This window comes from Stenotrophomonas sp. ISL-67 (assembly GCF_018612915.1).
Lineage (GTDB): Bacteria > Pseudomonadota > Gammaproteobacteria > Xanthomonadales > Xanthomonadaceae > Stenotrophomonas.
Map to the genome: position 1 here is coordinate 29,925 of NZ_JAGGRL010000002.1, position 26,349 is coordinate 56,273.

At 66.7% G+C, this 26,349-nt stretch carries 20 protein-coding genes, 1 tRNA gene and 2 pseudogenes; 8 read left to right on the forward strand and 15 right to left on the reverse strand.

Going from position 1 to position 26,349, the window contains the following annotated elements; translation table 11 throughout:
- Nucleotides 1-15: 15 nt before the first annotated feature.
- The 4 genes and pseudogenes from J7J08_RS03775 to J7J08_RS03785 form a co-directional block, all read right to left on the reverse strand.
- Nucleotides 16-1,029 (reverse strand): annotated as a pseudogene (locus J7J08_RS03775) (IS30 family transposase).
- Nucleotides 1,030-1,081: 52 nt separating this feature from the next.
- Nucleotides 1,082-1,276: pseudogene (locus tag J7J08_RS13340) on the reverse strand (integrase); the annotation flags it as partial.
- 67 nt (nt 1,277-1,343) lie between these two features.
- Nucleotides 1,344-1,417 (reverse strand) — tRNA-Gly (locus J7J08_RS03780).
- Between the two features lie 108 nt (nt 1,418-1,525).
- Nucleotides 1,526-3,355, reverse strand: coding sequence for an autotransporter domain-containing protein (locus J7J08_RS03785; protein ID WP_214901667.1), 1,830 nt, complete (start codon nt 3,353-3,355; stop codon nt 1,526-1,528).
- Nucleotides 3,356-3,558: 203 nt separating this feature from the next.
- On the opposite strand from J7J08_RS03785, the gene thiS reads away from it, so the two are divergent.
- From thiS to J7J08_RS03805, 4 genes are all read left to right on the forward strand, one after another.
- Nucleotides 3,559-3,768 (forward strand): sulfur carrier protein ThiS, encoded by a 210-nt coding sequence (gene thiS, locus J7J08_RS03790; protein ID WP_214901668.1) that lies wholly within the window; start codon nt 3,559-3,561, stop codon nt 3,766-3,768.
- Nucleotides 3,769-3,969: 201 nt separating this feature from the next.
- Nucleotides 3,970-4,764 (forward strand): thiazole synthase, encoded by a 795-nt coding sequence (locus tag J7J08_RS03795; protein WP_214901670.1) that lies wholly within the window; start codon nt 3,970-3,972, stop codon nt 4,762-4,764.
- Nucleotides 4,764-5,498, forward strand: a complete 735-nt coding sequence (gene trmB / locus J7J08_RS03800) for a tRNA (guanosine(46)-N7)-methyltransferase TrmB (RefSeq protein WP_214901672.1) — start codon at nt 4,764-4,766, stop codon at nt 5,496-5,498. The genes J7J08_RS03795 and trmB overlap by 1 nt, the downstream gene beginning before the upstream one ends.
- A gap of 27 nt (nt 5,499-5,525) precedes the next feature.
- The gene (locus J7J08_RS03805; protein WP_214901674.1) at nt 5,526-7,373 is read left to right on the forward strand and encodes an SLC13 family permease; all 1,848 of its coding nucleotides are present in this window, start codon (nt 5,526-5,528) and stop codon (nt 7,371-7,373) included.
- Between the two features lie 157 nt (nt 7,374-7,530).
- On the opposite strand, the gene J7J08_RS03810 is transcribed toward J7J08_RS03805, so the two are convergent.
- A complete protein-coding gene (locus tag J7J08_RS03810) occupies nt 7,531-7,881 on the reverse strand; it encodes a Rieske 2Fe-2S domain-containing protein (protein WP_214901676.1) in 351 nt (116 codons plus the stop codon).
- Nucleotides 7,882-8,058: 177 nt separating this feature from the next.
- On the opposite strand from J7J08_RS03810, the gene J7J08_RS03815 reads away from it, so the two are divergent.
- The 4 genes from J7J08_RS03815 (at nt 8,059) to J7J08_RS03830 (ending at nt 11,182) form a co-directional block, all read left to right on the forward strand.
- Nucleotides 8,059-8,334, forward strand: a complete 276-nt coding sequence (locus J7J08_RS03815; RefSeq protein ID WP_214901678.1) for a hypothetical protein — start codon at nt 8,059-8,061, stop codon at nt 8,332-8,334.
- Between the two features lie 55 nt (nt 8,335-8,389).
- On the forward strand, nt 8,390-9,100 hold the full coding sequence (locus J7J08_RS03820) for a fumarylacetoacetate hydrolase family protein (RefSeq protein ID WP_214902395.1): 711 nt from the start codon (nt 8,390-8,392) through the stop codon (nt 9,098-9,100).
- Nucleotides 9,101-9,160: 60 nt separating this feature from the next.
- Nucleotides 9,161-9,565 carry a large-conductance mechanosensitive channel protein MscL gene (mscL, locus tag J7J08_RS03825; RefSeq protein ID WP_214901680.1) on the forward strand — a complete coding sequence of 135 codons (405 nt, stop codon included), beginning with the start codon at nt 9,161-9,163 and terminating at the stop codon, nt 9,563-9,565.
- Nucleotides 9,566-9,760: 195 nt separating this feature from the next.
- Nucleotides 9,761-11,182 carry a M20/M25/M40 family metallo-hydrolase gene (locus J7J08_RS03830; RefSeq protein ID WP_214901682.1) on the forward strand — a complete coding sequence of 474 codons (1,422 nt, stop codon included), beginning with the start codon at nt 9,761-9,763 and terminating at the stop codon, nt 11,180-11,182.
- Between the two features lie 143 nt (nt 11,183-11,325).
- Here J7J08_RS03830 and J7J08_RS03835 read toward each other — a convergent pair whose 3' ends face one another.
- From J7J08_RS03835 to J7J08_RS03880, 10 genes are all read right to left on the reverse strand, one after another.
- The gene (locus J7J08_RS03835) at nt 11,326-12,765 is read right to left on the reverse strand and encodes an alanine/glycine:cation symporter family protein (protein ID WP_214901684.1); all 1,440 of its coding nucleotides are present in this window, start codon (nt 12,763-12,765) and stop codon (nt 11,326-11,328) included.
- Nucleotides 12,765-13,757: a transporter gene (locus J7J08_RS03840; RefSeq protein WP_214901686.1), complete on the reverse strand. Its 993-nt coding sequence runs from the start codon at nt 13,755-13,757 to the stop codon at nt 12,765-12,767. Before J7J08_RS03840 ends, J7J08_RS03835 begins: the two co-directional genes overlap by 1 nt.
- A 596-nt stretch (nt 13,758-14,353) precedes the next feature.
- Entirely contained in the window at nt 14,354-15,187 is an 834-nt protein-coding gene (locus J7J08_RS03845) for a TrmH family RNA methyltransferase (RefSeq protein ID WP_214901688.1), read from the reverse strand.
- Entirely contained in the window at nt 15,180-16,697 is a 1,518-nt protein-coding gene (locus J7J08_RS03850) for an alanine/glycine:cation symporter family protein (RefSeq protein ID WP_214901689.1), read from the reverse strand. The genes J7J08_RS03845 and J7J08_RS03850 overlap by 8 nt, the downstream gene beginning before the upstream one ends.
- Before the next feature lie 179 nt (nt 16,698-16,876).
- Nucleotides 16,877-17,413, reverse strand: a complete 537-nt coding sequence (locus tag J7J08_RS03855) for a GNAT family protein (RefSeq protein ID WP_214901690.1) — start codon at nt 17,411-17,413, stop codon at nt 16,877-16,879.
- Nucleotides 17,406-20,531 (reverse strand): efflux RND transporter permease subunit, encoded by a 3,126-nt coding sequence (locus J7J08_RS03860; protein WP_214901691.1) that lies wholly within the window; start codon nt 20,529-20,531, stop codon nt 17,406-17,408. Before J7J08_RS03860 ends, J7J08_RS03855 begins: the two co-directional genes overlap by 8 nt.
- Nucleotides 20,528-21,715, reverse strand: coding sequence for an efflux RND transporter periplasmic adaptor subunit (locus J7J08_RS03865; protein WP_214901692.1), 1,188 nt, complete (start codon nt 21,713-21,715; stop codon nt 20,528-20,530). Before J7J08_RS03865 ends, J7J08_RS03860 begins: the two co-directional genes overlap by 4 nt.
- A gap of 410 nt (nt 21,716-22,125) precedes the next feature.
- The gene (locus J7J08_RS03870) at nt 22,126-24,186 is read right to left on the reverse strand and encodes a TonB-dependent copper receptor (RefSeq protein ID WP_214901693.1); all 2,061 of its coding nucleotides are present in this window, start codon (nt 24,184-24,186) and stop codon (nt 22,126-22,128) included.
- Nucleotides 24,187-24,261: 75 nt separating this feature from the next.
- Nucleotides 24,262-24,804, reverse strand: a complete 543-nt coding sequence (locus J7J08_RS03875; RefSeq protein ID WP_343237698.1) for a DUF2946 family protein — start codon at nt 24,802-24,804, stop codon at nt 24,262-24,264.
- Nucleotides 24,805-25,171: 367 nt separating this feature from the next.
- Complete coding sequence (locus tag J7J08_RS03880) at nt 25,172-26,155, reverse strand: LysR family transcriptional regulator (RefSeq protein ID WP_214901694.1); 984 nt, start codon at nt 26,153-26,155, stop codon at nt 25,172-25,174.
- Between the last annotated feature and the right edge of the window lie 194 nt (nt 26,156-26,349).

Here is a 26,349-nt window from a genome sequence, read left to right on the forward strand (position 1 = left end):
AGTCGACCGGCGGTCTCAACTTGCAAGCGCAACACGTAAGTTGAACTGAGCGAATTCCTCTTCCAATGCTTGATTCGGCGTCTTCCAGCCAAGCGTCTGGCGTGGACGAGCGTTCATCAGGTCGGCGACGTTGTTGAGGTATTCCTGACTCGCCTTGGACAGATCCGCGCCCTTGGGCATGAACTGGCGAGCAGACCGTTGGTGTTCTCGTTGCTACCGCGCTGCCAGGGTGCGTGCGGATCAGCGAACCACAGATCAATGTTCAGGCGCTTCATCAGCTCTGGATAGCACGTCATCTCGGTACCCCGATCGTAGGTCAAGCTGCCCAACAGGAAATGAGGAAGCTTCTTCATCTGCCGCGTGAAGCCTTCCAGTGCACCTGCGCGGCGCAGCCGTCCATCTTGCACAACACCACGAAACGCGTCTTCCGTTCCACCAGCGTGCCCACGCACGAGCGATTGAATGCCCCCTTGATCAGGTCGCCTTCCCAGTGTCCTGGAACCAGACGCTGCTCCACCCCCTCGGGACGGTGAACAATGCGAAGCTCCTCCGGCACCCAGCTACGTTTGGCCGCTGTCGTGCGGCGCAAACCTCGCGTGGGCTTGTGCTGGCGCAGGGCCTCCATCAGCTCCTTCTTCAAGCCACCACGCGGGTGCGCATAAATGGCGGCGTAGATCGTTTCGTGGCTCACGCGCTGGGTTGGTCATCCGGATGCATGGATCGAAGCTTGGCAGCAATCTGCTGGGGCAACCAGCGATACAGCACAAGATCGTCACGAATACTCTGGAACAAAGCGCTTCCCTCGACGATTCTGCGCTTGCGTACGCTGCTCCTCCGCCGCAACCGATACCGCTGGGCTGCAAGCCTGGCAACGTAAGCGGACTCCTCCTGCCGACCCAGTTCACGCGACAACGTGGAAGCGCTGCGGCTGAGACGCTTGGCAATAGAGCGAATGCTGGCGCCGTTGCTGACCTCGATCTGGAGCACGGCGCGCTCCTCGGAACTCAAATGACTGTACTGCTTTCCCATGCGGACACCCTACGTGATTGCCGGGTGTTGCACTTGGAAGTTGAGTCTAAGGCGCCATCCCCATCATGGCCGCCACCAGCCGCGCTTGGTCGCCACGGCGAGCACCCAACGAACGGACGAGGTAACCCGTGCCAACGGGAGCTCGAAGGTCAATGGGGACAAAGAAGCGTGCGTAAAGCACGGCCGAACGCGAAAGCATCAGAGGCTTAGGCAAGATTGATACCTCGATTGATACCTCAAGGGGCATCGCTCGGAATCATCAATCGGTCTGAATCTTCAACCCAGTCAATCAGTTGCGAACTGAGAGGTTGAAGTGGAGCGGGTGAAGGGAATCGAACCCTCGTCAGTAGCTTGGGAAGCTACAGCTCTACCATTGAGCTACACCCGCGTGGTGCCGGGCAAGTTTATGCGCCGGGGCGGTAAAAAGGCAACGGGCGGCATTGGCCGCCCGTTGCGATGGGCACGACCAGCGGTCGTGCCCTGCCCATCTTTCAGCTTAGAAGCTGCCGCTGACCGTAGCGAACAGGCTGATGTCGCGGGCGCGCTTCTGCGCCGCGGTGGTGCTCATGCCGACATTGCTGTTCAGGCCGAACAGGCTCATGCGCGCACCCAGCACGGCGGTGGCGTAGTTCCGGTCGAACTCTAGGCCCGGCACCTTGTACGTGCCCACCTCCGGCATGGTCTGCAGCCAGGCGCTGGCCTGCTTGCCGTCTTCGAACTCGTGGTCGTAGGTGACCTGCACGTACGGCTTGATGCTGCCGCCGTCGAAGCGGGCCTGCCAGCCGATGCGGCCGACGGTGGAGTCGGCGTCCTGGTCGCCATAGCCCAGCGCGGTGGCGCTCGGGTTGGATTCGACGTAGCCATCCAGCTTGACCTGCTGCCAGATCACCGCGGCCACCGGGCCGTGGCGGAACCCGCCTTCGGTGCCGAACTCGTAACCGGCGTTCAGGGCGACGGTCAGGTTGCTGCCTTCCGGGGAGCCGGCGTGGGTGCGTTCGGCCGGGCCCAGCTGCACGCGGCGGGTGACGTCGTAGTCCAGCCAGCTGTAGCTGATCTGGCCGTTGACCCACACGTTGTCGCCGTACCAGCCCGCGAACAGGCCCAGGGTGGTGTCGGACTGGGTGAAGTCGCCCTTGCTGTTGCCGAAGTCGGCGTCCATGCGGCCGTAGCCGGCGAAGCCGCCGACGACCATGCCGTCATGGGCCCAGTCGATACCGAACAGGCCGGCCGGGGCCATGCCGTCATACAGGTCGGCGTGGTCGTAGCGCTGCATGTCGCCACGCAGGCCGCCCCACCAGCTCAGGCCATCAGCCGGGCGGCCATCAAGGTGCCCGCTGACCTGGTCGGCGCGCGCACGGCCCACGGTCTGCGCCGAATGGGTCAGGATCTGCTGGTTGCGCGGGGCTTCCAGGATGGAGAGCGTGTACTGGCCCAGCATCTGGTGGGTGGCGGTGGTCGGGTGCACGCCGTCGGCGAACACATAGTTGTTGGCCGCGTTCGGGTTGACGTAGGCGGTCGGGTTGCAGGTCAGCGACGAGGCCGTGGTGCAGGCCGGGCTGGTGACGTTGACGAACCCGTAGGTGCCCGGGCTGGCGACGATTTCCTGCAGGATGTGGAAGGTGTCGACCGGGATGACCTGCAGGCCGGCCGCCTTCAGGCCACCGAACAGCGCATCGTTATAGGCCTTGGCCAGCGCGGTGCCCTGCGCCATGCCGACGTCGCCGCCGGCACGCGCGGCCGGGGTCAGGCCGATGTCGGGCAGGGTCGGCACCACGATGTACTGCGCGCCGGCCGCCTTGAGGGTGCCCACGATGCCGACCTGGTCGGTCACGGCTGCGCCGAGGGTGGCCTGCAGCGGTGCACCGGCCTGGATGGCGAACAGGTCATTGGCGCCGCCCCACACGGTGTACAGCGCGTTGGCGTCGGCCTTGCCGCCGTTGGCGGCCAGGTACTGCGCGGTCTGGGTCTTGAGCGAGTAGACCGGAATGGCCGGGGTTCCCGGGGCCAGGGTCTGGTCGGAATCCACACCCACACGGGCGCCACCGATGGCGTAGTTGTCACCGCCCTGGCCATTGCCGTTGGCGGTGGCGTTGGTGCCGTAGTAGTCGGCCACGTACTGCGCCCACACCCAGCCCGGGTTGGTGGTGAACTGGCCGGTGACCGGTTGCACGGAGGCCGGCAGCAGCGGGCGGAAGTAACCCTGGTCGGTGAGGCTGTCGCCGATGAAGACGGTCTTCGAATAGGGCGACTGCGCCATGGCCGGCACGGCGGCCAAGGCGATGGCCACGGCCATCAGGGAACGCAGGGGACGCTTGCTGAGCTGCATGGGAAAAACTCCTTTCTGGGTGATGACGGCCGACGTACGCCGGCGCACGGTGCCATGGTTCCACTGCACCCCGGCGACATCACGCTGCGCTGCGGCATGGCCGGGGCCAGGGGCACGCAGACGTCAGCCGGGACAGGCCAGGGCGGGCATCGGTGGGGGCGCAAGGGTACGCAGAACCGTCGCCTTTGGGGGACAATCCCGCCATGAACGTCGTCAACATCGTGCTCAATGGCGATCACCGCCAGCTTCCGCAAAGTGCCACCGTCCTGGACCTGCTGCAGGCCGAACACCTGACCGAGCGTCGGGTGGCGGTGGAGGTCAACGGCGGGATCGTGACCCGCAGCCTGCATGGCAGCCATGTGCTGCGCGAAGGCGATCTCGTGGAGATCGTGCATGCGTTGGGCGGTGGCTGACGGTAGCGCCGAAGAGAACGGCAGGAGCCGTTCTCAACATCGCGCAGCGATGGCCCGAAGGGTGCCCACCAGGACGGTGGGCATAACGTTGGCCGGCCCACGGATCGCCTGGGCCGGCCAACGGCCGGCGCTAACATTCGGTGTCCGTGTCCATTCCGAAGCAACCGGACAGGAATGGTCGGGTTGGGCGATAATTCGTCCATGACTGCTCATTCTTCCCCCGATTCGCTGGTGATCGCCGGCAAGACCTACGCTTCCCGGCTGCTGACCGGGACCGGCAAGTTCAAGGACCTGGACGAAACCCGCATCGCCACCGAGGCGGCCGGGGCCCAGATCGTGACCGTGGCGATCCGCCGCACAAACATCGGGCAGAACCCGGGCGAGCCGAACCTGCTGGACGTGCTGCTGCCGGACCGCTACACCATCCTGCCCAACACCGCTGGCTGTTACACCGCTGAAGACGCCGTGCGCACCTGCCGGCTGGCGCGCGAACTGCTGGACGGCCACAACCTGACCAAGCTGGAAGTGCTGGGCGACCAGAAGACGCTGTACCCGGACGTGGTGCAGACCCTGAAGGCGGCCGAGCAGCTGGTCAAGGACGGTTTCGAGGTGATGGTCTACACCTCCGATGACCCCATCCTGGCCAAGCGCCTGGAAGAAATCGGCTGCGTGGCGGTGATGCCGCTGGCCGCGCCGATCGGCTCGGGCCTGGGCATCCAGAACAGGTACAACCTGCTGGAAATCATCGAAAGCGCCAAGGTGCCTATCATCGTCGATGCTGGCGTGGGCACGGCTTCCGACGCGGCGATCGCGATGGAGCTGGGCTGCGATGGCGTGCTGATGAACACCGCCATTGCCGGTGCGCGCAACCCGGTGCTGATGGCCAGCGCGATGCGCAAGGCCGTGGAAGCCGGGCGCGAGGCGTTCCTGGCCGGGCGCATTCCGCGCAAGCGCTACGCGAGCGCGTCCTCGCCGGTGGACGGGTTGATCGGCTGATGACCAACCCCTTCGACAGCGCTGGCGCCAAGGCGCCGCCCAAGCCCTTCACCGTTACCGAAGGCCGCCGCGAGGTGCGCAGCTTCGTGCTGCGCCAGGGCCGCTTCACTCCGGCCCAGCAGCGCGCGTTCGATGACCGCTGGCCGCGCTTCGGCCTGGACTTCAGCGGCGAGCCGCGCGATCTCAACGCCACCTTCGGGCGCGATGCGCACAAGGTGCTGGAAATCGGCTTCGGCAACGGTGCCGCGCTGCGCTTCGCCGCGCAGCAGGATCCGGGCCGCGATTACATCGGGCTGGAAGTGCACGCCCCCGGCGTGGGCCGCCTGCTCAATGCACTGGCCGACGACAATGCGGACCACGTGCGCCTGTACCACCATGATGCGGTGGAGGTGCTGGAGAAGGAAATTGCCGATGGCGCGCTGGATGAAGTGCGCATCTATTTCCCCGACCCGTGGCACAAGAAGCGCCACAACAAGCGCCGCCTGATCCAACCGGCATTCGCCGAACTGCTGGTGCGCAAGCTGCGCGTGGGGGGCCGGTTGCACTGCGCCACGGATTGGGAAGACTATGCCGAGCAGATGTGGGAGGTGCTGGACGCCACCGCCGGGCTGACCAACCGCGCCGGTCCGCGCGGCCAGGTGGAGCGTCCGCAGTGGCGGCCGCAGACCCACTTCGAGACGCGTGGCCAGAAGCTTGGCCATGGTGTGTGGGACCTGTTGTACGACCGTACCTGATCCCACCCCAAGGAACCGCACCACCCCATGGACACCACGCTGACGCTGACCACCGACATGAAGCTCGTTCTTGGGCTGGTCGGCTTCACGATGGCGATGTTCCTGTTCGAGCGCATCCGCGCCGACGTGGTGGCGCTGGTGGTGCTGGTGGTGCTGGGCGTGACCGGCCTGATCGCGCCGGAAGAGATCTTCGGCGGCTTCTCCGGCAACGCGGTGATGAGCATCATCGCCACCACCATTCTCGGTGCGGGCCTGGACCGCACCGGTGCACTGAACCGGCTGGCGGCCTGGCTGCTGCGGCGTGGGCATGGCGTTGAAACGCGGTTGTTGATGATGACCACGGCCATTGCCGGGTTGAATTCGTCCTTCATGCAGAACCCATCGGTGATGGCGCTGTACCTGCCGGTGGCCTCGCGGCTGGTGGCGCGCACCGGGCTCACCCTGCAGCGCCTGCTGCTGCCTATCGCCGCGGCGATCGTGATGGGCGGCGCACTGACCATGGTCGGCAATTCGCCGCTGATCCTGCTCAACGATCTGTTGGTCTCGGCCAACAACAACCTTCCTTCCGGCCTTGCGACGATTGAACCGCTGCGCATGTTCGCGCCGCTGCCGATCGGCCTGGCCTTGCTGGCCGCGTCGCTGCTGTACTTCCGCTACTTCGGCGACCGCAAGCTGGTGGAAGAAGAAACGCTGGCCAACGATGGGGTCACCCCGTCCCGCACCGAAAGCTACTTCGCCAAGACCTACGGGATCGAGGGCGATGTGTTCGAACTGGTGGTCAGCGCCGAAAGCCCGCTGGTGGGCATGACCCTGGGGGAAGCCGAAAACCTGCACGACGCGCCGTTGATGCTGGCGCTCAAGACCGGCAATGACACCCGGCTGTCACCACCCGCCGAAATGCGGATCTGGGTGGGCAGCGTGCTCGGGGTGATGGGCGGCCGCCAGCAGGTGAGCGATTTCGCCCAGAACCAGTTCCTGCGCATGTCCTCGCGCCTGAAACACCTGGGCGACCTGTTCAACCCCAGCCGCGCGGGCATTTCCGAGGCGGTGATTCCGCCGACCTCCGAGGTGATCGGCAAGAGCGCCTCGGACCTGCGCCTGCGCAAGCAGCGCGGGATCAGCCTGCTGGCGATCAACCGCGACAAGCAGGTGATCCGCGAAGACGTGCGCAACGTGCCGCTGCGCGCCGGTGACATGCTGGTGTTCCACAGCATCTGGACCGACCTGGCCCAGGCGGCCAAGAGCCGCGACTTCGTGGTGGTGACCGATTACCCGAAGGGCGAGCAGCGCCCGCACAAGTTCAAGATCGCGATGTCGATCTTCGCCATCACCATCCTGATCGCGCTGACCTCCAAGCTGCCGGTGGCGCTGACGCTGATGACCGGCGTGGCCGGCATGCTGCTCACCGGCGTGCTGCGCATGGATGAGGCCTACGCCTCGATCAACTGGAAAACGGTGTTCATGATGGCCGGGCTGATTCCGCTCGGCTGGGCGATGGACAGCAGCGGCGCGGCGGCCTGGGTGGCCGGCCATACCATTGACCGCCTGCCCACCGGCATTCCGGTGTGGGTGCTGGAAATCGCGCTGGCGCTGTTGACCACGGTGTTTTCGCTGGTGATCAGCCATGTGGGCGCGACGATCGTGATGGTGCCCATTGCGGTGAACCTGGCGTTGGCCGCCGGCGGCAGCCCGACCGCGTTCGCGCTGATCGTGGCGTTGTCGGCGTCCAACAACCTGATGACCGCCTCCAACCCGGTGATTTCGATGATCACCGGGCCGGCCAATTACACCCCGCGCGAGTTGTGGCGGGTGGGCGCGCCGCTGTCGTTGATCTACACCATGGTGGTGGTGGTGATGATCAATCTGATGTTCTAGGCGCGTACCGACCCACGGTCGGTAGCTACCGATGCATTCGCCGGATCCACCCGGTAGCGCCGGCCGTTGGCCGGCCCTCGGATTACACGCGATCTCGCATCGTCTGGGTTACGGTGATCCATGTACCGCCTGGGCCGGCCAACGGCCGGCGCTACCGTCAGGGTGCGAGGTAAACGTGGCCCTCGTGGACCTTCACCGCCACGCTGCGCAACCGGTCACCCTTGCATGGGCCGGCCACGCACTCGCCATCGTTCAACGCGAACGAGGCGCCATGCGCGGCGCAGACCAGGTCGCCCGCCTTGCTCTTGAGGAACTGCCCCGGCGCCCAGTCCAGCCGCCGCCCGGCGTGCGGGCAGATGTTGAGCCAGGCGCGCACGGCGTCGCCTTCGCGATAAAGCACCAACGGTTCGTGGTCGCCGTCGATGCACGCCTCTGCTTCGGCAAATCCCCCGTCGGCAATACGTTCCAGCGCGATCAGGGCAACGTCGGAAGCATCGGAAACAGACATGACAACGCGATCCATGAAAGGGCAGGCGATTGTCGCATGCCGTCATCTGGCTGGCTCCCGGATGAACACAAGTCATTGATTTCAAATAACGGATCGCGACGTTTAACGACTTTTTCACTCATTGGCAGGGCACTGCCGGGATACTGGCGGCTCGCTGACTTCAGCCAAAGAACCGTCATGTACAACCGTTTCCAGTTCAACCAGTTCCGCTCCCTGTTTGCGCCGCGCAAGCCGCGCCATCCGTTGGTGCGCGTGGCGGTGGGTCTGCTCGGCTTGGCGATCCTGGCCGCATTGGTGTTCGTGGGTGTGTTCGTGGGCGCGGCGATGATCATTGCCGGCGTGGCGTGGAAGCTGCTGGCCTCGCGCAAGCAGGCCACGCGCGCGGCCGATCCGCAGGTGGTGGAAGGCGAGTACCGCGTGGTACGCAAACAGGCGTTGCCGTTGTCGCGTTGAGATTTCGCCGGGCGTGGCCCGGCGCTACACTGCGTGAACCCTGCAACAGGACGCGCTGATGACTGATGTAATCCCGGCCCCTGAACACCCCCGCATTCCGGTCGCCGGTGGCGGTACGTTTCCGGTGCGCCGCATCTACTGTGTCGGGCGGAATTTCGCCGACCATGCGAAGGAAATGGGCGCGGCCGTGCCCGCCGCCGATGATCGCGGCCGCCCGATGTTCTTCAGCAAGCCGGCCGATGCGATCGTGGTCGGCCATGATGATGTGATCCCCTACCCGCCCGCTACCCAGGACCTGCACCACGAGGTGGAGCTGGTGGTGGCGATCGGGCGTGACGCGCCCGCCGGCGAGCTGCCGGTCGACCAGGCCGAGGCGCTGGTGTTCGGCTACGGCGTGGGGCTGGACCTGACCCGCCGCGACCTGCAGGCAGCGGCCAAGGCCAAGGGCCACCCGTGGGATTCGGCCAAGGGCTTCGACCATTCCGCGCCGGTCAGCGAACTGGTGCCGGCCGCGGAAGTCGGCGACCTTGCCGCGCTCAGCCTGTCGCTGGAAATCAACGGCGAAGTTCGCCAGCAGTCGCTGCTGGACCAGATGATCTGGAACGTGCCGGAAATCCTGCACGAGCTGTCCAGGCTGTGGGCGCTGCGTGCTGGTGACCTGGTGTTCATGGGTACACCGGCCGGGGTGGCCGCGCTCAGGCCCGGCGATCGTTTCAGCGCGCGCCTGGAGAACGTGGCCGAGCGGCACGGCATCATCGCCGGATGACGACACGCGCTGCGTTACGCTGCGGCGTCCTTTGATGTCCCCCCGCTACAGGAGAACCCGATGGGAATGCTGACTGAGTTCAAGGAATTTGCCATGCGTGGCAACGTCATCGACCTGGCGGTCGGTGTCGTCATTGGTGCTGCGTTCGGCAGGATCGTCACTGCGTTGGTGGACAAGATCATCATGCCGCCGCTGGGCTGGGCCATCGGCCGCGTGGACTTCTCCGAACTGGCGTGGACACTGGCGCCGGCCCGGCTGGGACCGGATGGGCAGGAAATTCCGGCCGTGGTGATCGGCTACGGCGATTTCCTCAACACACTGGTCCAGTTCCTCATCGTGGCGTTCGCGATCTTCATGGTGGTCAAGGTGATCAACCGCCTGGCCCGCAAGAAGCAAGCAGAGCCGGCCGCACCGGCTGAAGAAGTGCTGCTGCTGCGCGAGATCCGCGACAACCTCAAGAAGTAACCGCGCGCCTGCCGTTGGCCGGCCTTGGGAACGTTTGGATTCCCGATGGCCGGCCAACGGCCGGCGCTACCGGATACACACGAGGCTCGTCCGGTGGAAAACATCGTCCCCCCAACCATGACCTCCCGCCCATGTGCGGCGCGGACAGGCTGCTAAGCTCGGGGGCTTCCGCCCTGTTGCCCCGGAGTCCGTCCCATGCGTCGCCGCGTCCTTGCCATCGCATCTTCCCTCGCCCTGCTGGCCGCCCCGGCGTTCGCCGCGACGGGCACCACTACCCTGCCGCCGAAGTCACTGGCTACCGCCGCCGAACTGCGCGAGCAGGCCCTCAAGGACGACACCGGCTGGAAGGTGGTCGAATCGCTGACAACCGAGATCGGTCCGCGTATCGCCGGCAGTGAGGCCGATGCCCGCGCCGTCGCCTGGGCCGAAGCCAAGTTCAAGACGCTTGGCTTCGACAAGGTGTGGAAAGAGCCGGTGACCTTCCCCAAATGGGAACGCCGCAGTGAACAGGCCCAGGTGGTGGGCAAGCATGCGCAGCCGCTGAGCATCACCGCGCTGGGCGGCAGCCCGGGCGGTACGGTTGAAGCCGAAGTGGTGCGCTTCGCCGACCTGGCCGCGCTGCAGGCGGCGCCGGAAGGCTCGCTCAAGGGCAAGATCGCATTCGTTGATTACCAGATGACCGCCTACCGCGATGGCCGCGACTACGGCAAGGGTGGCGCGGTGCGCAGCAAGGGCCCGTCCGAAGCGATCCGCAAGGGTGCGGTGGGCTTTGTGATGCGCTCGGCCGGTACCGATTCGCACCGCGTGCCGCACACCGGCATCACCCGCTTCGACGACGGCCTGACCCCGGTGCCGTCGGCTGCGCTGTCGGTGCCTGATGCCAACCAGCTGGCGCGCCTGGTCGCGCTGGGGCCGACCACGGTCAAGCTCAGCCTGGATTGCGGCTGGGATGGCACGGCCACCTCCTACAACGTGATCGGTGAGATCACCGGGCGCAGCCTGCCCAAGGAAGTGGTGGTGATCGGTGGACACCTCGATTCCTGGGACCTGGGCACCGGCGCGATCGACGATGGTGCCGGCGTGGCGCTGACCATGGCGGCCGGCCACCTGATCGGCCAGCTCAAGCAGGCACCCAAGCGCACCATCCGCGTGGTGGCCTTCGCCAACGAGGAGCAGGGTCTGTATGGCGGCAAGGCGTACGCCGAGGCACATGCCAAGGACATCGTCCTGCACCAGTTGGCCGCCGAGAGCGATTTCGGTGCCGGCCGCATCTACGCGTTCAACACCGGTTCGCCGAACCCGGAAGGCTCGCGCGAGGCGACTGCCCAGATTGCCGAAGTGCTCAAGCCGCTGGGCATCGAGTACGCGCCGGACAAGGGCGGCCCGGGCCCGGACATCGGCCCGCTGGCCGCCAAGGGTGGCGCGTGGGCGTGGCTGGCGCAGGACGGAACCGACTACTTCAACCTGCACCACACCGCCGACGACACGCTGGACAAGATCGAGCCGGCCGCGCTGGCGCAGAACGTGGCGGCGTACACGGTGTTCGCCTACCTGGCCGCCGAAGCCGATGGCACGTTCGGCAGCGAAGCAAAGGCGACCACGCCACCGAACGAGTGACAGCGCAACGCGCTGTCACTCGGTAGAGCGGGCCTCTGGCTCGCTGTTGCCTGGTAGAGCGGGCCTCTGGCCCGCTGTTGCCTGGTAGAGCGGGCCTCTGGCCCGCTGCGTCTCACCGAAGAGCCGCCGTCCAACAGACGGCGCTACCTTGCCCAGATCGTATTGTCTGGCAACGTCACTGGATCGGGCCGGTACACCGGGTCCATGCCTGCACCGCGCGAGGCTTCGTAATCGCGCAGCGCGGCCAGTGCCGGCTTCTGCAACAGCAGAAGCGCGATGATGTTGAGCCAGGTCATCAGGCCCACGCCGATATCGCCCAGCGACCACGCCACCGTGGCCGTGTTCAACGCCGAATACAGCATCGCGCCGACAAAGCCGCAGCGGAACAACGCCATTACCACCGGCGAATGTCGGTTGCGCACCAGGTACACCACATTGGTCTCGGCGGTGTAGTACAGCGCCAGGATGGTGGTGAAGGCGAACGGAATGATCGCCAGCGCGATGAACGAACGCCCGAACCCCGGCAACGCCGATTCCACCGCCTGTTGCACGAAGCGCGGGCCGGCCTCCAGGCCGGGCACGTTGGCCACGATCCACTGCGAGGGCACCGCAGGGTCGTATACGTTGTACGCACCGGTGGACAGGATGAGGAACGCGGTAGCGCTGCACACCACCATGGTGTCGATGTACACCGAACATGCCTGCACCAGGCCCTGCTTGACCGGATGCGAGACCTCGGCCGCAGCGGCCGGATGCGCGCCGCTGCCCATGCCCGCCTCGTTCGACATCACGCCACGGCGCACACCCCACTGGATGGCGGTGCCGATCATGGCACCAAAGGCCGCATCCTGGCCGAAGGCGCTGCGCAGGATGATGCTGAACATCTCCGGCACCGCGTCCAGGTTCAGGGCCATCACCACCGCCGCGACCAGCAGGTACGCCAGCGCCATGAACGGCACGATCACCTGCGCGACCTGGGCAATGCGGCGGACGCCGCCGAAGATCACCATGGCCACGACAGTGCCGAGCCCAGCGGCGGTGACCCAGCCCGGAACGGCCCAGGCTTCATCCAGCGCACTGACGATGGCGTTGGACTGCGTTCCCGGCAGCAGCAGGCCACAGCCCGCCACCGTGCTGAGCGCGAACAGCACCGCGTACCAGCGCTTGCCCAGGCCTTTTTCGATGTAGTACGCCGGGCCGCCACGGTACATGCCGTTGCTGTCGCGCTGCTTGTAGATCTGCGCCAGGGTGGATTCGACGAAGGCGCTGGAGGCACCGAGGAACGCGACGATCCACATCCAGAAAATGGCACCCGGACCACCGTAGGCGATGGCCATCGCCACGCCCGCGATGTTGCCCACGCCGACACGGCTGGACAACGACAGGCTGAGCGCCTGGAACGAAGAGACGCCTGCGGCCGAACTGCGCCCCTGGAACATCAGCTTCAGCATCTCCGGCAGGCCACGCAGCTGGATGAAACGGGTACGCACGCTGAAATACAGGCCCACCAGCAGGCACAGCCCGACCAGCGCCGGGCTCCAGACGATACCCAGCAGGCGGGCGACGATGTCATCGAGGCCCATCAGAAGAACATGTCCAGGGCAACCTGCGGATTGATGTAGCTGCCGGTGTTGCGGCCCGCCACGGTGAACTCGACACCGGCGATCAGCCCGACGCTGGGGCTGAAGTGGTACTGCACCGCCGGGGCGAGGGTGACATTGCGGCTGCCGGGGCGGCGCTCGTCGAAGCGCTGCATGTTCCCGTCCGCGCCCGGTGCATAGCCGCTGAGGTGGCGGTCGCTCTGGCGGCTCACGGCGAACTCCATCACGCCCACCCACTTCGGGTTGAAGCTGTACTCACCGGCAGCGGACAGGCCGATCAGCGAACCCGGCGCGATGTTGCCACGGAAGCCATCCGGGGTGCCGTACACGCTGTGGTCGTTGATCGCCACGCGCGCCGGTGCCGGGCTGGCGCTGAGCTGGCCGCGCCAGCGCAGCGGGCGACCGTTGGGCAGCCACACCACCTGCTGCATGCCCAGCCCGAAGGTGGTGCGCTGCACGCCATCGCCCTGCGCGTTGAGCGGGTTGCCATCGATGCGGTCGTAGCTGCCGGTGGCGTAACGCTGGCTTAGCGATACCGAGATGGCCGGGCGCGTGCCGTCTTCGTTCGGCGCCTGCAGCAGGTACTGCACCATCGCCGTGGTATCGCCGGCGCGGAAGCCACGGCTACGGTCAGTGCCGGTCTCGGCACGCGAGGCGCTGAGGTTGACCTGCGCCGTCACCCGCTGGCCCAGGCCGTAGGCGATCGGCACCACGGTCAGCCAGGCTGCGCTGCGGCCGTCGCTGTCATGCCGACGGCCCTCGCCGTCGAAGTAGCGGTCGCTGTCGATCCGGATCAGGTACGGCTCGATGAAGACGTTGCCCTTGGGCAGGCCCGCCGGATTGGGGGTGATCAGCGGGCCCATGAAGTTGACGCCGTCGAGCGTGTGCTCGGCAGCCTGTGCCGCGGCGGGCAGCAGGCCGGCGATCAGGGCGAAGGAAAGCGGGCGCAGGGAACGCAGCGCATCGAATGTCATGGAATGCCTCCTGGGCGACAGAGTGATGCGGCAGGCCAATCCGCCGCACCGGCAATCTGCACAGGAAGTCATCTCGGAAAAATCGGTAAATCACGCGAATATCGCGTTCTGTGCGCGGGCGCACGCAAGAAAATGCCTATCGCGCCAAATGCATTTTTCTGCGGATATTCCGCATGAAACTTGCTTCCAGAATTCAATCCCTGGCGGCCCAATACGTCACCGGGCGCACACGCTTCCGGGTCCAATGCCCAGGCCCGAAATGTCGTACTCCACCCGTGCGCACGGCGCTGGAGTGGGGTGAAGAACCAAAAAAAAGCCCGGCCAACAGGCCGGGCTACCGGGATTCATCACACCCCACGCGGTGAGCGACACGGCCTTACCGTGATCCGGACAACGGCGCCGCACTGGGTGGGTGTCTCTCCTCACCTACGCAGTACAGTGCCGCTTTGCAGTGTGACGCAGCGCCAAGACTGCGCACCATGCGAGAAATCCGAATCGACTGTAGTCACCCTTCCATTGGGGGCGTCGATCACATCGAGTAGGGCAGCGCGCGCATGCGTTACCCCGAACAAGGCACAACGACCCACGGTCGTTGTCTACCGTTGTGCGTACCAGTGCGACAGCAACACGGCGGTGGCGGACGCAACGTTGAGGCTTTCCACCGCACCACTGCCCGGAATGGAAACCTGCAGGTCGCAGGTCTGTGCCAGCGCACGGTCCATGCCCTCGCCTTCGGCGCCCATCACATACACCAACCGCGCCGGCAACGTGCTCTTGAACAGGTCCGCGCCGCCCTCCACCAGCGTGGCCGCCAGGCCGAAGCCACTGCCACGCAGTGCCTCCATGGCCTGCGGCAGCGCCGGCAGGCGCACCAGCGGCACCGCTTCAGCGCCACCTTCGGCAACCCGTGCCGCCGCGCCGGACAGCGCCAGGGTGGCATCGGGCGGCAGCAGCAGGCCGGCTACGCCGAAGTGCGCCGCCGAACGCAGGATGGCGCCGAAGTTGTGCGGATTGCCCACCCCATCCAGCCACAGCGCCAGTGCCGGCGCGTCGGCCGGTACCGTTGCCAGCCATTCGTCCAGCTCCAGCATCGGCGCGCGCAGCACGTCGGCCACGACACCTTCGTGGTGGGTGGTGGCAGCCAGCTTGTTGAGGTCGCCCTCTTCCACCACGCGGTAGCCCACGCGATTGGCCACGCACCACTTCAGCAGCGGCTGCAGGCGCGGAATCAGCGCTTCGGCCAGGTACAGCTTGCGCAGTGCCTGCGGCCGGCGCTCGAACAATGCCTGCACGGCGTTCCAGCCGTACAGGCGCAGCTCGTCGTTGCCGCGCCCCGGCGGTGGCGGGGTGCCACCTTCACGCGGCGGCAGCGGGGTGGCCCGCGGCGGTCGCGACGACGGGCGACGGGCGTTCTTCCAGGGATCATTCACTACGGGACGGCTCCAGCTTGCGTTGACGCCAGAAATCGGCGTTCTTGATGCCCAGGGCATCGGGGTCGAAGGTCGGATCCAGGCCAAGCTTCTTCTGGCGTTCGTAATCGCGCAGCGCGATCAGGGCCGGCTTCTGCACGATCAGGATCGCAACGATGTTCAACCAGGCCATCAGGCCCACGCCGATGTCGCCCAGCGCCCACGCCATCTTAGCGTTGTGCAGGGCGCCGAACACCACCATGCCGAGGATGCCCAGGCGCAGCGCCAGCACGGTCAGCGGGCGCTTGCGGTTGTGGTTGATGTAGCTGAGGTTGGTTTCGGCCATGTAGTAATAGGCCATGATGGTGGTGAAGGCGAAGAAGAAGATCGCCATCGCCACGAAGGCCGAACCCCAACCCGGCAACACGGTTTCCACCGCTGCCTGCGCGTAGCCCGCGCCTTCGGCTACGCCCGCCAGGCCGGCAAATACCGGTTCGGCGCCGGCCACCGGCGAGTACACGTTGTAGGTGCCCGCGGCCAGGATCAGGAACGCGGTCGAGGTGCACACCATCATGGTGTCGAAGTACACCGCAAAGGCCTGCACGTAACCCTGCTTGGCGGGGTGCGAAACCTCGGACGCCGCCGCGGCGTGCGGGCCGGTGCCCTGCCCTGCTTCGTTGGCATAGATGCCGCGCTTGACGCCCCATTCCACGGCCAGGCCCATCATTGCGCCGAAGGCGGCGTGGGTGCCAAAGGCGCTGCTGAACACGGTGCGGAACATGTCCGGCACGCGATCGGCATTGAGAATCATGATGGTGATGGCCATCAGGATGAAACCTGCGGCCATGAACGGCACCACCACTTCGGCGAAGTTGGCGATGCGCTTGACGCCGCCGAAGATCACCACGCCCAGCAGCAGGGCAACTGCGATGCCGATGCCCAGCTTGAGCGCCTGCACCGATTCCATGCCCATCACCTGGCCATCCAGCGGCCCGCACAGCGCGCCGCCACGGCAGGCATTGATGATGCTGTCGGCGATGGCGTTGGCCTGCACGCCGGGCATCAGGAAGCCGGCGGCCACAATCGTGGCCATGGCGAAGGCCAGTGCGTACCACCTCAGCCCCATGGCCTTTTCGATGTAGTACGCCGGGCCGCCGCGATAGCGGCCTTCGGCATCCTTGGTCTTGTAGATCTGCGCCAGGGTGCACTCGATGTACGAGGTGGATGCGCCGAGGAAGCCCATGATCCACATCCAGAAGATCGCACCGGGACCACCGAAGGCGATCGCGGTGGCGACACCGGCGATATTGCCGATGCCCATGCGGCCGGCCATGGACATGGCCAGCGCTTGGAACGAGGACACGCCGGCGTCGGACTTCTCGCCCTGTACGGTCAGGCGGCACATCTCGAAGAATCCGCGCAGCTGCATGAAGCGCGTGCGGGCGCTGAAGTACAGGCCTGCAGCCAGGCACAGGAAAATCAGTGCCTTGCTCCAGATGATGCCATTGATGAATTCAACCACTGCTTCCACGCGCTCTCTCCAGTCGGCGGAAAATGAAGGACGTCCCGTCGGCTGGAAGGGACCGGGTCGATTCTCCATGATCGCGGCCCAGCCCGATAGGGCCGATAGGCCCGATAAGACCGGTAGGCCCTGACCGTTGGTCAGGGCAGCGGCGGCCGACCTTGCCGGCAGCGGGGCAGAGCCCCGCTCTACGTGGGCTGGCGGATCAGGGCGAAGCGCCGCAGGTCGTGCAGTTGACCGCGCTTGAACACAGCACACCGGGCGGTGCCCTCTTCCTGGAACCCATTGCCCAGCAGTACCCGGGCCGAGCCTTCGTTGAAATCCAGCACCTCGGCCTGCAGCCTGAACAGGCCCAGCTCGTCCATTACCCACGGCGCGAACAGGCCCACCACGAGGGTCATCCAGCCCTGCCCCCAGTAGGCCTGCCCCAGCCAGTAGCCCAGCTCGGCGGTGTGCCCGCGCTCGGCGGTGCCAGGTTGGGCGCCAATGCTGCCGCAGGCCGCACCGTCGATCTCGATGGCCAGGTTGAGCGTGCCTGGTGCCAGGATCCGGCCGCCCAGGAAGGCCTCGCCGTCGGCGCGGGTGTAGGGGAACGGGAAGCGGTCGCGTAGACCACGCGAGACCGCTTCATCGTTGGCATGCCGCAGCAGGGCGTCCAGATCGTCGCTGCGCCAGGGGCGCAGCACGAATCCATCACCGGTCAGCCGCGGCGCCGGATCAGGCATGACCGCCAACAGAGGGGGTTTCGGCTTCCTGCTTCTCCAGTTCGCGCGCCACCGCTTCGGGCGAGCGCGTGTACGGCGCCAGCAGCGAATAGAAGGCCGGGACCACGAACAAGGACAGGAAGGTGGACACGGTGACGCCGAAGATCACCACGATGCCGATGGTGCCGCGGCTGGCCGAACCCGGGCCGCCGGCGACCACCAGCGGGATCGCGCCGACCACGGTGGCGATGGAGGTCATCAGGATCGGTCGCAGGCGCACCATCGCCGATTCGACGATGGCGCGGTGCACGTCGCGGCCTTCGTCGCGCAGCTGGTTGGCGAACTCGACGATCAGGATGCCGTTTTTGGCGGCAAGGCCAACCAGCATGACGATGCCGATCTGGCTGAACAGGTTGATGGTGCCGCCGCTGACATACAGGCCCAACAGCGCCCCCAGCACGCCCAGCGGCACGGTGAGCATGATCACCAGCGGATGGATGAAGCTTTCGAACTGCGCGGCCAGCACCAGGTACACCACCAGCAGCGCCATGGCGAAGGTGAGCAGCACGGCGCCACCGGCGTTCTGGTACTCGCGCGATTCGCCCTTCCAGTCGATCTGGGCATGCTGCGGCAATTCCTCGCGCGCGGTCTGTTGGGCCCAGGCGATCGCCTCGCCGAGCGGGTAGCCCGGGGCCAGGCCGGCGCTGATGGTGATCGATCGCAGGCGGTTGAAGCGGTTCAGGTTGCCTGCTTCGGCCACTTCGCTGAGCGTGACCAGATTGGACAGCGGCACCAGTTCGCCGTTGCTGGCGCGCACGCGGATGGCGGCCAGGTCGTCGGGCGATGCGCGACCTTCGCGGCCGGCCTGGACCAGCACGTCGTACTCCTCGCCGTTGTCGACGAAGGTGGTGACCCGGCGCGAGCCCATCATGGTTTCCAGCGCCGAACCAATGGCGGTGACCGACACGCCCAGGTCGGCCGCACGCTGGCGGTCGATGTTCACCCGCATCTGCGGGCGGGTTTCCTTGTAGTCCGAATCCGGCCCGACCAGGCCCGGATTGTCGGCCATGCGCTCCAGCATGCGGTCGCGCCATTGGGCGATTTCCGCATATTCCGGCCCGCCCAGCACGATCTGGAACGGCTGGCCGCCACTGCGCACCAGCCCGCCTCCCACCTGGGTGCGCACACGCACGCCGCGCATGGTATCCAGGTGCTTCTGCAGCTCGGCCGCCACCTCGGGCGTAGGGGTTGAACGCTCGCGCCACGGCTGCAGGAACACACTCATGCGGCCGGTGTGCATTTCCTCGCTGGCACCGAAACCACCGGGCACGCGCGGATTGGCGCGCACGATCGGTTTTCCCTCACCGACGAAACCGGCTACGATCTTTTCCACTTCCTGCACCTGGCCAACGGTGTAGTCGTAGCCGGCACCTTCCGGGCCGTCGATCATGATCTGGAACGAGCCACGGTCTTCAGCCGGGGCCAGTTCGGAGGGCAGCAGTTTGAGCAGCAGCGCGCTGGCAGCCAGCGACAGCAGCATCACTGCGACATAGATCCAGATCTTGCCGACGTGCGCGTCGAGCACACGCCCATAGGACGCCGAGACGCGATCCAGGCTGCGGTTGATGAATCCGTGCAACCCCTTGGGCGCTTGGCCGGTGTGCGGCTTGAGCAGCTTGGACGCCATCATCGGGGTCAAGGTCAGTGATACGAACGCCGACAGCGCCACGGCAGCGGCCAGGGCCACCGCCAGTTCGCGGAACAGGCGGCCGGTGTTGCCTTCCAGGAAGCCGACCGGCAGGAACACGGCGACCAGCACGGCGGTGGTGGCGATGACCGCGAAGGCCACCTGCGCGGTACCGCGCTTGGAGGCCACCAGCGGTGGTTCGCCCAGGTCGATGCGGCGTTGCACGTTTTCGACCACCACGATTGCATCATCCACCACCAGGCCGATGCACAACACCAGCGCCAGCAGGGTCAGCAGGTTGATCGAGAAACCAAAGGCGTACAGCGCGATGAACGCGGCCACCAGGCAGACCGGCACGGTCACCGCGGGGATCAATGCGGCGCGGAAACTGCCCAGGAACAGCCAGATCACCGCCAGCACCAGCAGCATGGCTTCCACCAGCGTGGCGTACACGCGGTCCACGGCCGCTTCGATGAAGGTGGTGTTGTCGAAGGCCACGAAGATGTGGGTGCCTTCGGGCAGGGTCAGCCCGACCCGCTCGGCTTCGGCGCGTGCGGTGCGCGCCACGTCCAGTGAGTTGGCGGTGGAGGTCTTGACGATGCCCAGGCCGATACCCGGCTCTCCGTTGCTGCGGTAATAGGCGCGGCGTTCGGACGAGGCCAGTTCGATTTTGGCCACATCGCCCATACGCACCACGTAGCCATCGGCACCCTTGCCCAGTGGAATGGTGGCGAAGTCTTCGGGGTTTACGTAGTTGCGCTCTACGCGCAGGGTGAAATCGCGGTCGGCCGATTCGATGCGGCCGGCAGGCAGTTCCACGTTTTCGTTGCGCAGCGCGGTTTCCACATCGCCCACGGTCAGACCGCGCGCGGCAAGCTGGTCGCGGTCCAGCCAGATGCGCATGGCGTAGCGCTGGCGGCCGCCGATGCGGACCTGGGCCACGCCGTCCAGGCTGGAGAAGCGGTCCACCACGTAACGGTCGGCGTAGTCGCTCAGCTCCAGCGTGTTCATGCTGGAGGAGGTCATGTTGAACCAGATGATCGGGTCGGCGTCGCTCTCGACCTTGGCGATTTCCGGCGGCCGCGCCTCTTCGGGCATGCGGTCGGCGACGCGGCTGACCGCGTCGCGCACGTCGTTGGCGGCCGCTTCGATGTCGCGGTTGGAGGTGAATTCGATGCTGACCTGCGAGCGGCCGTTGGAGCTGCGCGCGTTGATGGTGTCGATGCCTTCGATGCCGGCCAGCGCATCTTCCAGCACCTGGGTGACGCGGCTTTCGATCACGGCGGCCGACGCGCCGGTGTAGTCCACCGAGACCGAGACGATCGGCGGGTCGATCGCGGGCAGCTCGCGCAGGGTCAGGCGGGTGAAGGACATGATGCCCAGCACGACCAGCAGCAGGCTCATCACCACGGCAAACACCGGCCGCTGGATGGAGACGTTGGAGAGCTTCATCCGGCGTTGCCCGCAGGTGCCACGGTGGTGGTCGCGCCAGCAGGTGCGCGCGGGCTTCCAGCCGGTGCGGGGTCGGTGGCCTTTTCAGCCGGTGCATCTGCCGGGCTTGTCGCAGGCGTCGTTGCGGGTGACGCAGGTGCCGCTGCCGGGGCGGTACTGTCGTCGACCTTCAGGCCGGGACGCAGCTTGCCGGTACCGTCGACCACGATGCGCTCGCCGGCCTTGAGGCCCTCGCGGATTTCGACCACGCCGGAACGACGCGCGCCGGTAACCACGTCGACGCGCTCGACGGTGTGGTCGGGCTTGACCCGGAACACGAACGAGTCGCGGCCGACCTGGACCACGGCGATTTCCGGGATCACCAGTGCCTGGCGTTCCGGGCGGAACATGCGCACGTCGAGCAGCATGCCCGGGCGCAGGGCGTGGTCGGCGTTGATGAAATCGGCGCGCACGGTGACGGCGCGGGTGCCGGGGTCGACGCGGGTATCGATGGTGGCCACGTCGCCTTCGAAGGTGCGGCCCGGGTAGGCAACGCTGGTGGCGCTGACCTTGTCGCCCTTGGCCAGCGAGGCCAGTTCGGCTTCGGGCACCTGGAAGTCGACGTGCATGCGTTCGATATCGTCGAGGGTGGCGATGACGGTGGTGGGGGTGACCAGGGTGCCTTCGCTGACCTGGCGGATGCCGAGCACGCCGGCGAACGGGGCGCGCACGCGGCGGTCGCCGATGTCGGACTGCATTTCGCGCACGCGCGCTTCGGCGGCATCGCGGATGGCGCGCTGGGTGTCGAGGGTGGCGCTGGCCACGAGCTGCTGGGCGGCCAGTTCACGCTGGCGCTTGTAGAGCTGGTCGGCTTCGGCAAAGGTGGCCTGGGCCTGCAGCAGGGCCGCTTCCTGGGCCTGGCCGCGCAGGGTGACCAGCGGGGTGCCGGCGGAGACCTGCTGGCCGCTGTCGAAGTGCACGGTTTCGATGATCTCGCTGACCTTGGCGGTGATGGTCACCGACTCGCGGGCCTTGGCGGTGCCCAGCGCCTGCAGGGTGTCGCTCCAGGCGGAGGTCTGCACCACCTGGGTGGTCACCGGCACGACGTCGGCCTGCCGACGGGCGGCGTCGTCCTTGCCGCTGCACCCGGCCAGGAGGACCAGGCCGAGGCCAGCAATGATGCGTGCGGTGATGCGTCCCGACATGAAGTACAACCCTTGATGTTCCACGACCGCCGAGTGTAGCGGCGCAGCCTGTCAGGTATATGTGCCAAGCGTTTACCGGGGTCTTCACATTGCCCGGTGGCAGGCGCAATGCCTTTCGTGCTGGGGCCTGCCGCGCGTGTAACGGCGTGTGTCAGCGCATGTCGGATTGCGTCTCCGCTGGAACGTGCAGGGCACTCGGCGGTAGGGTCGGTTCCCAAACGACCGCCGACCCTGCTGATCGCTGCGGTAACGCATGAACCTGGCCGAAGCAGGCAATGGCGGTGGCCATGGAAGAGCCAGAGCCTGCGCCGATCATTGTCACGCGTTACCGGGTGTTGGGGCGTTCACGGCAGTCGTTTGGGAACCGACCCTACCCCGTGCGGCGTACCGTCCAACGGTCGGTACCTACCTCAGTACCGGTAATTCGCCTTCATCCACACCGTGCGGCCAGGCTCGTTGATGCGCACCGGGTCGGCCGGGAAGCCAAAATCCGCGCTGCCGGCGAGGTTGAGGTGTTCGCTGTAGGCGCGGTCGAACAGGTTGTCGATGCCGGCGCTGAGCTGCAGTTCGTCGCTGATGCGGTAGCCGGCGTTCAACGCCAGCGTGGCGAAGCCGGCGCTTGGCCCAAGGTCACGCGCGACCACGTTGCCCTGCCCCGGCGCCACCCGGTGTTGATGGGTGACCGCGCGGGCCAGTGCACCGGCGCTCCAGCGCGCGCCTTCCCAACCGGCACTCAGGCGCGCTTCCAGCGGCGGCATCTGCGGCAGTGCGCCGCCATCGGTGCGGTTCTCGCCCCATGCGTAGGCCAGCGTTCCGCCCAGCTTCCAGCCTTGCCCGAGCGCGAACTCCGCGCCCGCTTCGGCACCGGCAATGCGCGCATCGATATTGGTCGCCTGCGTCGTGCTGCCCATCATGCCGCCGTCGCGGTAGGTGAACAGGATGTAGTCCTGGATGTGCCCGGCGTACGCCGACACCCACGCGTTCACCCGTGCATCGCGGTACTGCAGGCCGATATCGAGCTGGGTGGTCTTTTCCGGCTGCACCGCGCTGAAGGCACTGATGCTGCCGGCCGGGCCCATGTCGGGCGAGAACAGCTCCCAGTAATCGGGCATGCGCTCGCTGTGGCCGATGCCTGCGTAAGTGGTCAGCGCGCTGCTGGCATCCCGCTCGAAACGCAGGAAGCCACTGCCCAGGTCTTCGCGGCGACGCTGCCCTGCCGTCGGGTTGGGCATCGCCATCATGCCGCTGGTGGCGCGCTCATCGGTGACCTCGGCGCGGTCGATGCGCAGCCCGCTTACCCAACGTTGCGGCGTGCCCTCGCCCAGGGTGATTTCAGTGAACACGCCCTGGTTCTTCTGGCGTGCGTCGGTCGACCAGGGCGTCTGCCGGTACGTATTGCGCCCCATGCCGTTGCGGCTGCGATGACGGCTGTCCAGCGCATCGATGCCGGCCACGATGGCGATGTCCTGCCAGCGCCATTCCGATGCGATGCGGCCACCGGTGGTGCGCCTATCCACGTTCGAGGCCATCGGCATGGGCATGCTGCTGTCCGGATTCGGCTCGCGCAGGGTGTAGTTGTCCATCACATGGTCGGCATCGTTGTAGTACACGTTGGCCTGCAGCTTGTCCCATGCACCAGGCAGGTTGTCGCGCTCGAAGCGCGCGGCGTAGCTGGTGCGCTTGAACGCCGCGCCATCCATGCCACGCCCCGCATAACGCGCGAGCGCATCACCGGTGCCGGCGGAAAGCTCCAGCACCGTATCGGCATCCGGGGTCCAGCCGACGGCGACATCGCTGTTCCACTTGCGCCACTTGGACGGGACCACGTCGCCATTGCCGTCCTTGTAATCGTCGGCCTCGGAGCGGTTGCCGTTGACCCGCACATAGCCCTGCGATGCACCGGCGGTGAGGTCCAGCACCTGGTTGTTGCGGTTGCGCGAACCGACCAGCGCGCTGGCATCCAGATCGATCCCCGGTGCATCGAAACGCGGGGTGTCGCGTTCGAAGCGCACGGTGCCGGCCGAGGCGCCGGCACCCCATCGCACGCTTTGTGGGCCCTTGATGATGGTCAGCCGGTCGAAGGTTTCCGGGGCGATGTAGGACAGTGGATTGTCCATGCGCGACGGGCACGCACCGATCAGGTTGCCTTCGTTGCTGACGATGTTGAGGCGCGAACCGAACATGCCGCGCAGGACCGGATCGCCATTGGTGCCGCCGTTGCGGATGGCGGCGAAGCCGGGCACGGTCTTGAGGTAGTCGGCACCGTCGCTGGCCGGCACTGGCTGGCGCGGCAGGCGTGGGTCGGTGACCCAGTGCAGGGGTGAGGACGGTGCGCTGGCGGTGACCACGAGGGTGTCGAGGGTGCGCGCATCGTCGCGCTCGGCGGCCTGCAGGGGCAGCGCAGCCAGGGCAAGCGACAGGGAAACAGACAGGCGCGTCACTGCGCCCGCACTGCGGGAAGAAAGCGTCATGGTGGAACTCCGGAAAACGCACAGGTGCGCGGCACCATCACGGCGTCGCGCAGCAGGAAAATGAAGGAGGCGGTTTCAGGCGTGAAGCGGCGGGCCACGCGCGGCGTGGGCAGGCCAGCGCAGCGAACGCGGCGCGGCGACGGTGCGCAGCACCGCAGGAGCGATCACCGGCAGGGCCGGCAACAACAGGATCAGGACGGCCAGCCACGGCATCAGCCGCGAGGCCATCATGCAGTACTCGCACGCCTCGCCATGGCCGGCGTGCGGGTCGAGCGGGGGCGCGGCGGGGGCGCGTGTGGCGTCCGTAACGTCGGCGGTGCTGGAGGCCATCGGCATGTGGTGCATGCCCTGATGCATGCTCTGATGCATGCTCTGATGCATGCCCTGATGCATGTCCTGATGGTTCGTGCCCTCGTGCTGCATGCCGGCGTCATCCACCCGGGGCAACGTCTCGACCACCGCCGCAGGCATCACGTGCGCCATGCCGCCCGGCATCACCATCACCGGGTCGCCCTGCGCCTGCTGCCAGCGACTGAGCAGCGGCGCCAGCGCCATCAGCAGCGTCGCCACGAAGGCGAGCTGCAGCAGGACGGCATACGGGCGGCGACGGCGGTTCACCGCTCCATGGTACCGCCCAGGCTCCCCCCGGAGGCCGCAGTAGTCCGTGCGACCAACCGTCGCAGAGGGCCGGCCAACGTTATGCCCACCGTCCTGGCGGGCACCCTTCGGGCCGTCGCTACGCGACGTTGAGAACGGCTCCGGCCGTTCTCTTCGGCGCTACCGGCGGTAGCTGTTGGTCAATTGGGGGATCCCGATGGGCCCATGGTTGATTGATCCCGATCCCAATGGGCCCGTAACAATTCGTAGCCCCGGCCGTTGGCCGGACACCGCGCGCAGCGCGGCACAAGCATCCGAAGGCGGTGAATTGCCGGCGGCCACCATCTGACCAACGTTCAACCCCAACCGAAGCCGCCCGCGGACACCCTTAAACCGTAATCGTCTGCGTCAACGATTCCCACGTCGGCGGCAACGGCCAATCCGCCTCCTGGTTGCCGTCAATCACCCGGCGCAGGTCACGGGTGTCGATCTGCGGGGCCAGCACGTGCACCAGTTCCAGCGCGTAATCGCGCAGCACCCGGTCGCGCGGCAGCACCGCCCAGGCGATGCATTCGTCGATCGGGGCCGGCGCCGGCCAGGAGCGCAGGTCTTCATCCCCGGCGTTGACCGCCATTTCGGCCAGCAGGCCCACGCCCAGCCCGGTGCGCACATAGGTCTTGATGAGGTCCGCGTCCAGCGCGGTCAGCGCGATGTCCGGGGTCAGCCCGGACGCGGCGAAGGCGCGCTGCAGCGAAGAACTCCCCCGGGTGGAAGATTCGTAGCTGATCAACGGCTGGGACGACAGCGCCTGCAGGTCCGGCGCCGCACCGGGGCGGTCGAGCGGGTGGCCGCGCGGCACCAGCACCAGCCGGCGCCAGCGGTACAGCGGAATGGCAATGCCGGCGGTGGGTTCGGCGCCCGCGGTGCTGATGATGGCGATGTCCGCATCGCCCTGGCTGAGCAGGTCCAGCGCATCGCTTTCGGCGGCCTGCTGCAGGTGCACGCTGACCTGCGGGTAGGCCTGCTTGATGCGCGCCACCGCCGGCGGCAGCACGAACCGCGCCTGGGTGTGGGTGGTGGTCAGGATCAGCTGGCCCTGGCTCTCGCGGCGCTGGTTGGCCGCGTAGGTGCGGATGTTGTTGGCTTCGCCCAGCACCGCACGGGCGCGGCCGATGACTTCCACGCCGGCCGGGGTCACCGCTTCCAGGCTGCGGCCCTTGCGCACGAACAGCAGGAAGCCCAGTTCATCTTCCAGCTGCTTGAGCTGCTTGGACAGGCCGGGCTGGGTGGCGTGCACCCGGGAGGCCGCCAGCGTGATGTTGAGCTCGGCGTCGGCGATGGCGACCAGGTAACGGAGTTGGGTCAGCGTCATGGGCGTGCGCGCAGCAGGAAGGAAGGGGCAAGCCGACTGTAAGGCAGTTGCCGTCACCAGCTTATAACCAAATGTTGTTTATGAAGGTAATCAGGTCATTTCGCGTCCTCATATGCTGGCGCTACGGTCTGGCGGAACCCGTTGCTGCCGACGCGCGACACCACCTGCGCGGTACCCCCTCCCCGGCTGCGGCT

Coding starts and splice junctions, on each gene's coding strand:
- J7J08_RS03880 (WP_214901694.1), bottom strand. CDS start 26,155: ATGACGCTGACCCAACTCCGTTACCTGGTCGCCATCGCCGACGCCGAG.
- J7J08_RS03865 (WP_214901692.1), bottom strand. CDS start 21,715: ATGTCGGGACGCATCACCGCACGCATCATTGCTGGCCTCGGCCTGGTC.
- J7J08_RS03815 (WP_214901678.1), top strand. CDS start 8,059: ATGTACAACCGTTTCCAGTTCAACCAGTTCCGCTCCCTGTTTGCGCCG.
- J7J08_RS03840 (WP_214901686.1), bottom strand. CDS start 13,757: ATGACATTCGATGCGCTGCGTTCCCTGCGCCCGCTTTCCTTCGCCCTG.
- J7J08_RS03795 (WP_214901670.1), top strand. CDS start 3,970: ATGACTGCTCATTCTTCCCCCGATTCGCTGGTGATCGCCGGCAAGACC.
- J7J08_RS03855 (WP_214901690.1), bottom strand. CDS start 17,413: ATGCCTGATCCGGCGCCGCGGCTGACCGGTGATGGATTCGTGCTGCGC.
- J7J08_RS03810 (WP_214901676.1), bottom strand. CDS start 7,881: ATGTCTGTTTCCGATGCTTCCGACGTTGCCCTGATCGCGCTGGAACGT.
- J7J08_RS03835 (WP_214901684.1), bottom strand. CDS start 12,765: ATGGGCCTCGATGACATCGTCGCCCGCCTGCTGGGTATCGTCTGGAGC.
- J7J08_RS03785 (WP_214901667.1), bottom strand. CDS start 3,355: ATGCAGCTCAGCAAGCGTCCCCTGCGTTCCCTGATGGCCGTGGCCATC.
- thiS (WP_214901668.1), top strand. CDS start 3,559: ATGAACGTCGTCAACATCGTGCTCAATGGCGATCACCGCCAGCTTCCG.
- J7J08_RS03830 (WP_214901682.1), top strand. CDS start 9,761: ATGCGTCGCCGCGTCCTTGCCATCGCATCTTCCCTCGCCCTGCTGGCC.
- J7J08_RS03870 (WP_214901693.1), bottom strand. CDS start 24,186: ATGACGCTTTCTTCCCGCAGTGCGGGCGCAGTGACGCGCCTGTCTGTT.
- mscL (WP_214901680.1), top strand. CDS start 9,161: ATGGGAATGCTGACTGAGTTCAAGGAATTTGCCATGCGTGGCAACGTC.
- trmB (WP_214901672.1), top strand. CDS start 4,764: ATGACCAACCCCTTCGACAGCGCTGGCGCCAAGGCGCCGCCCAAGCCC.
- J7J08_RS03805 (WP_214901674.1), top strand. CDS start 5,526: ATGGACACCACGCTGACGCTGACCACCGACATGAAGCTCGTTCTTGGG.
- J7J08_RS03860 (WP_214901691.1), bottom strand. CDS start 20,531: ATGAAGCTCTCCAACGTCTCCATCCAGCGGCCGGTGTTTGCCGTGGTG.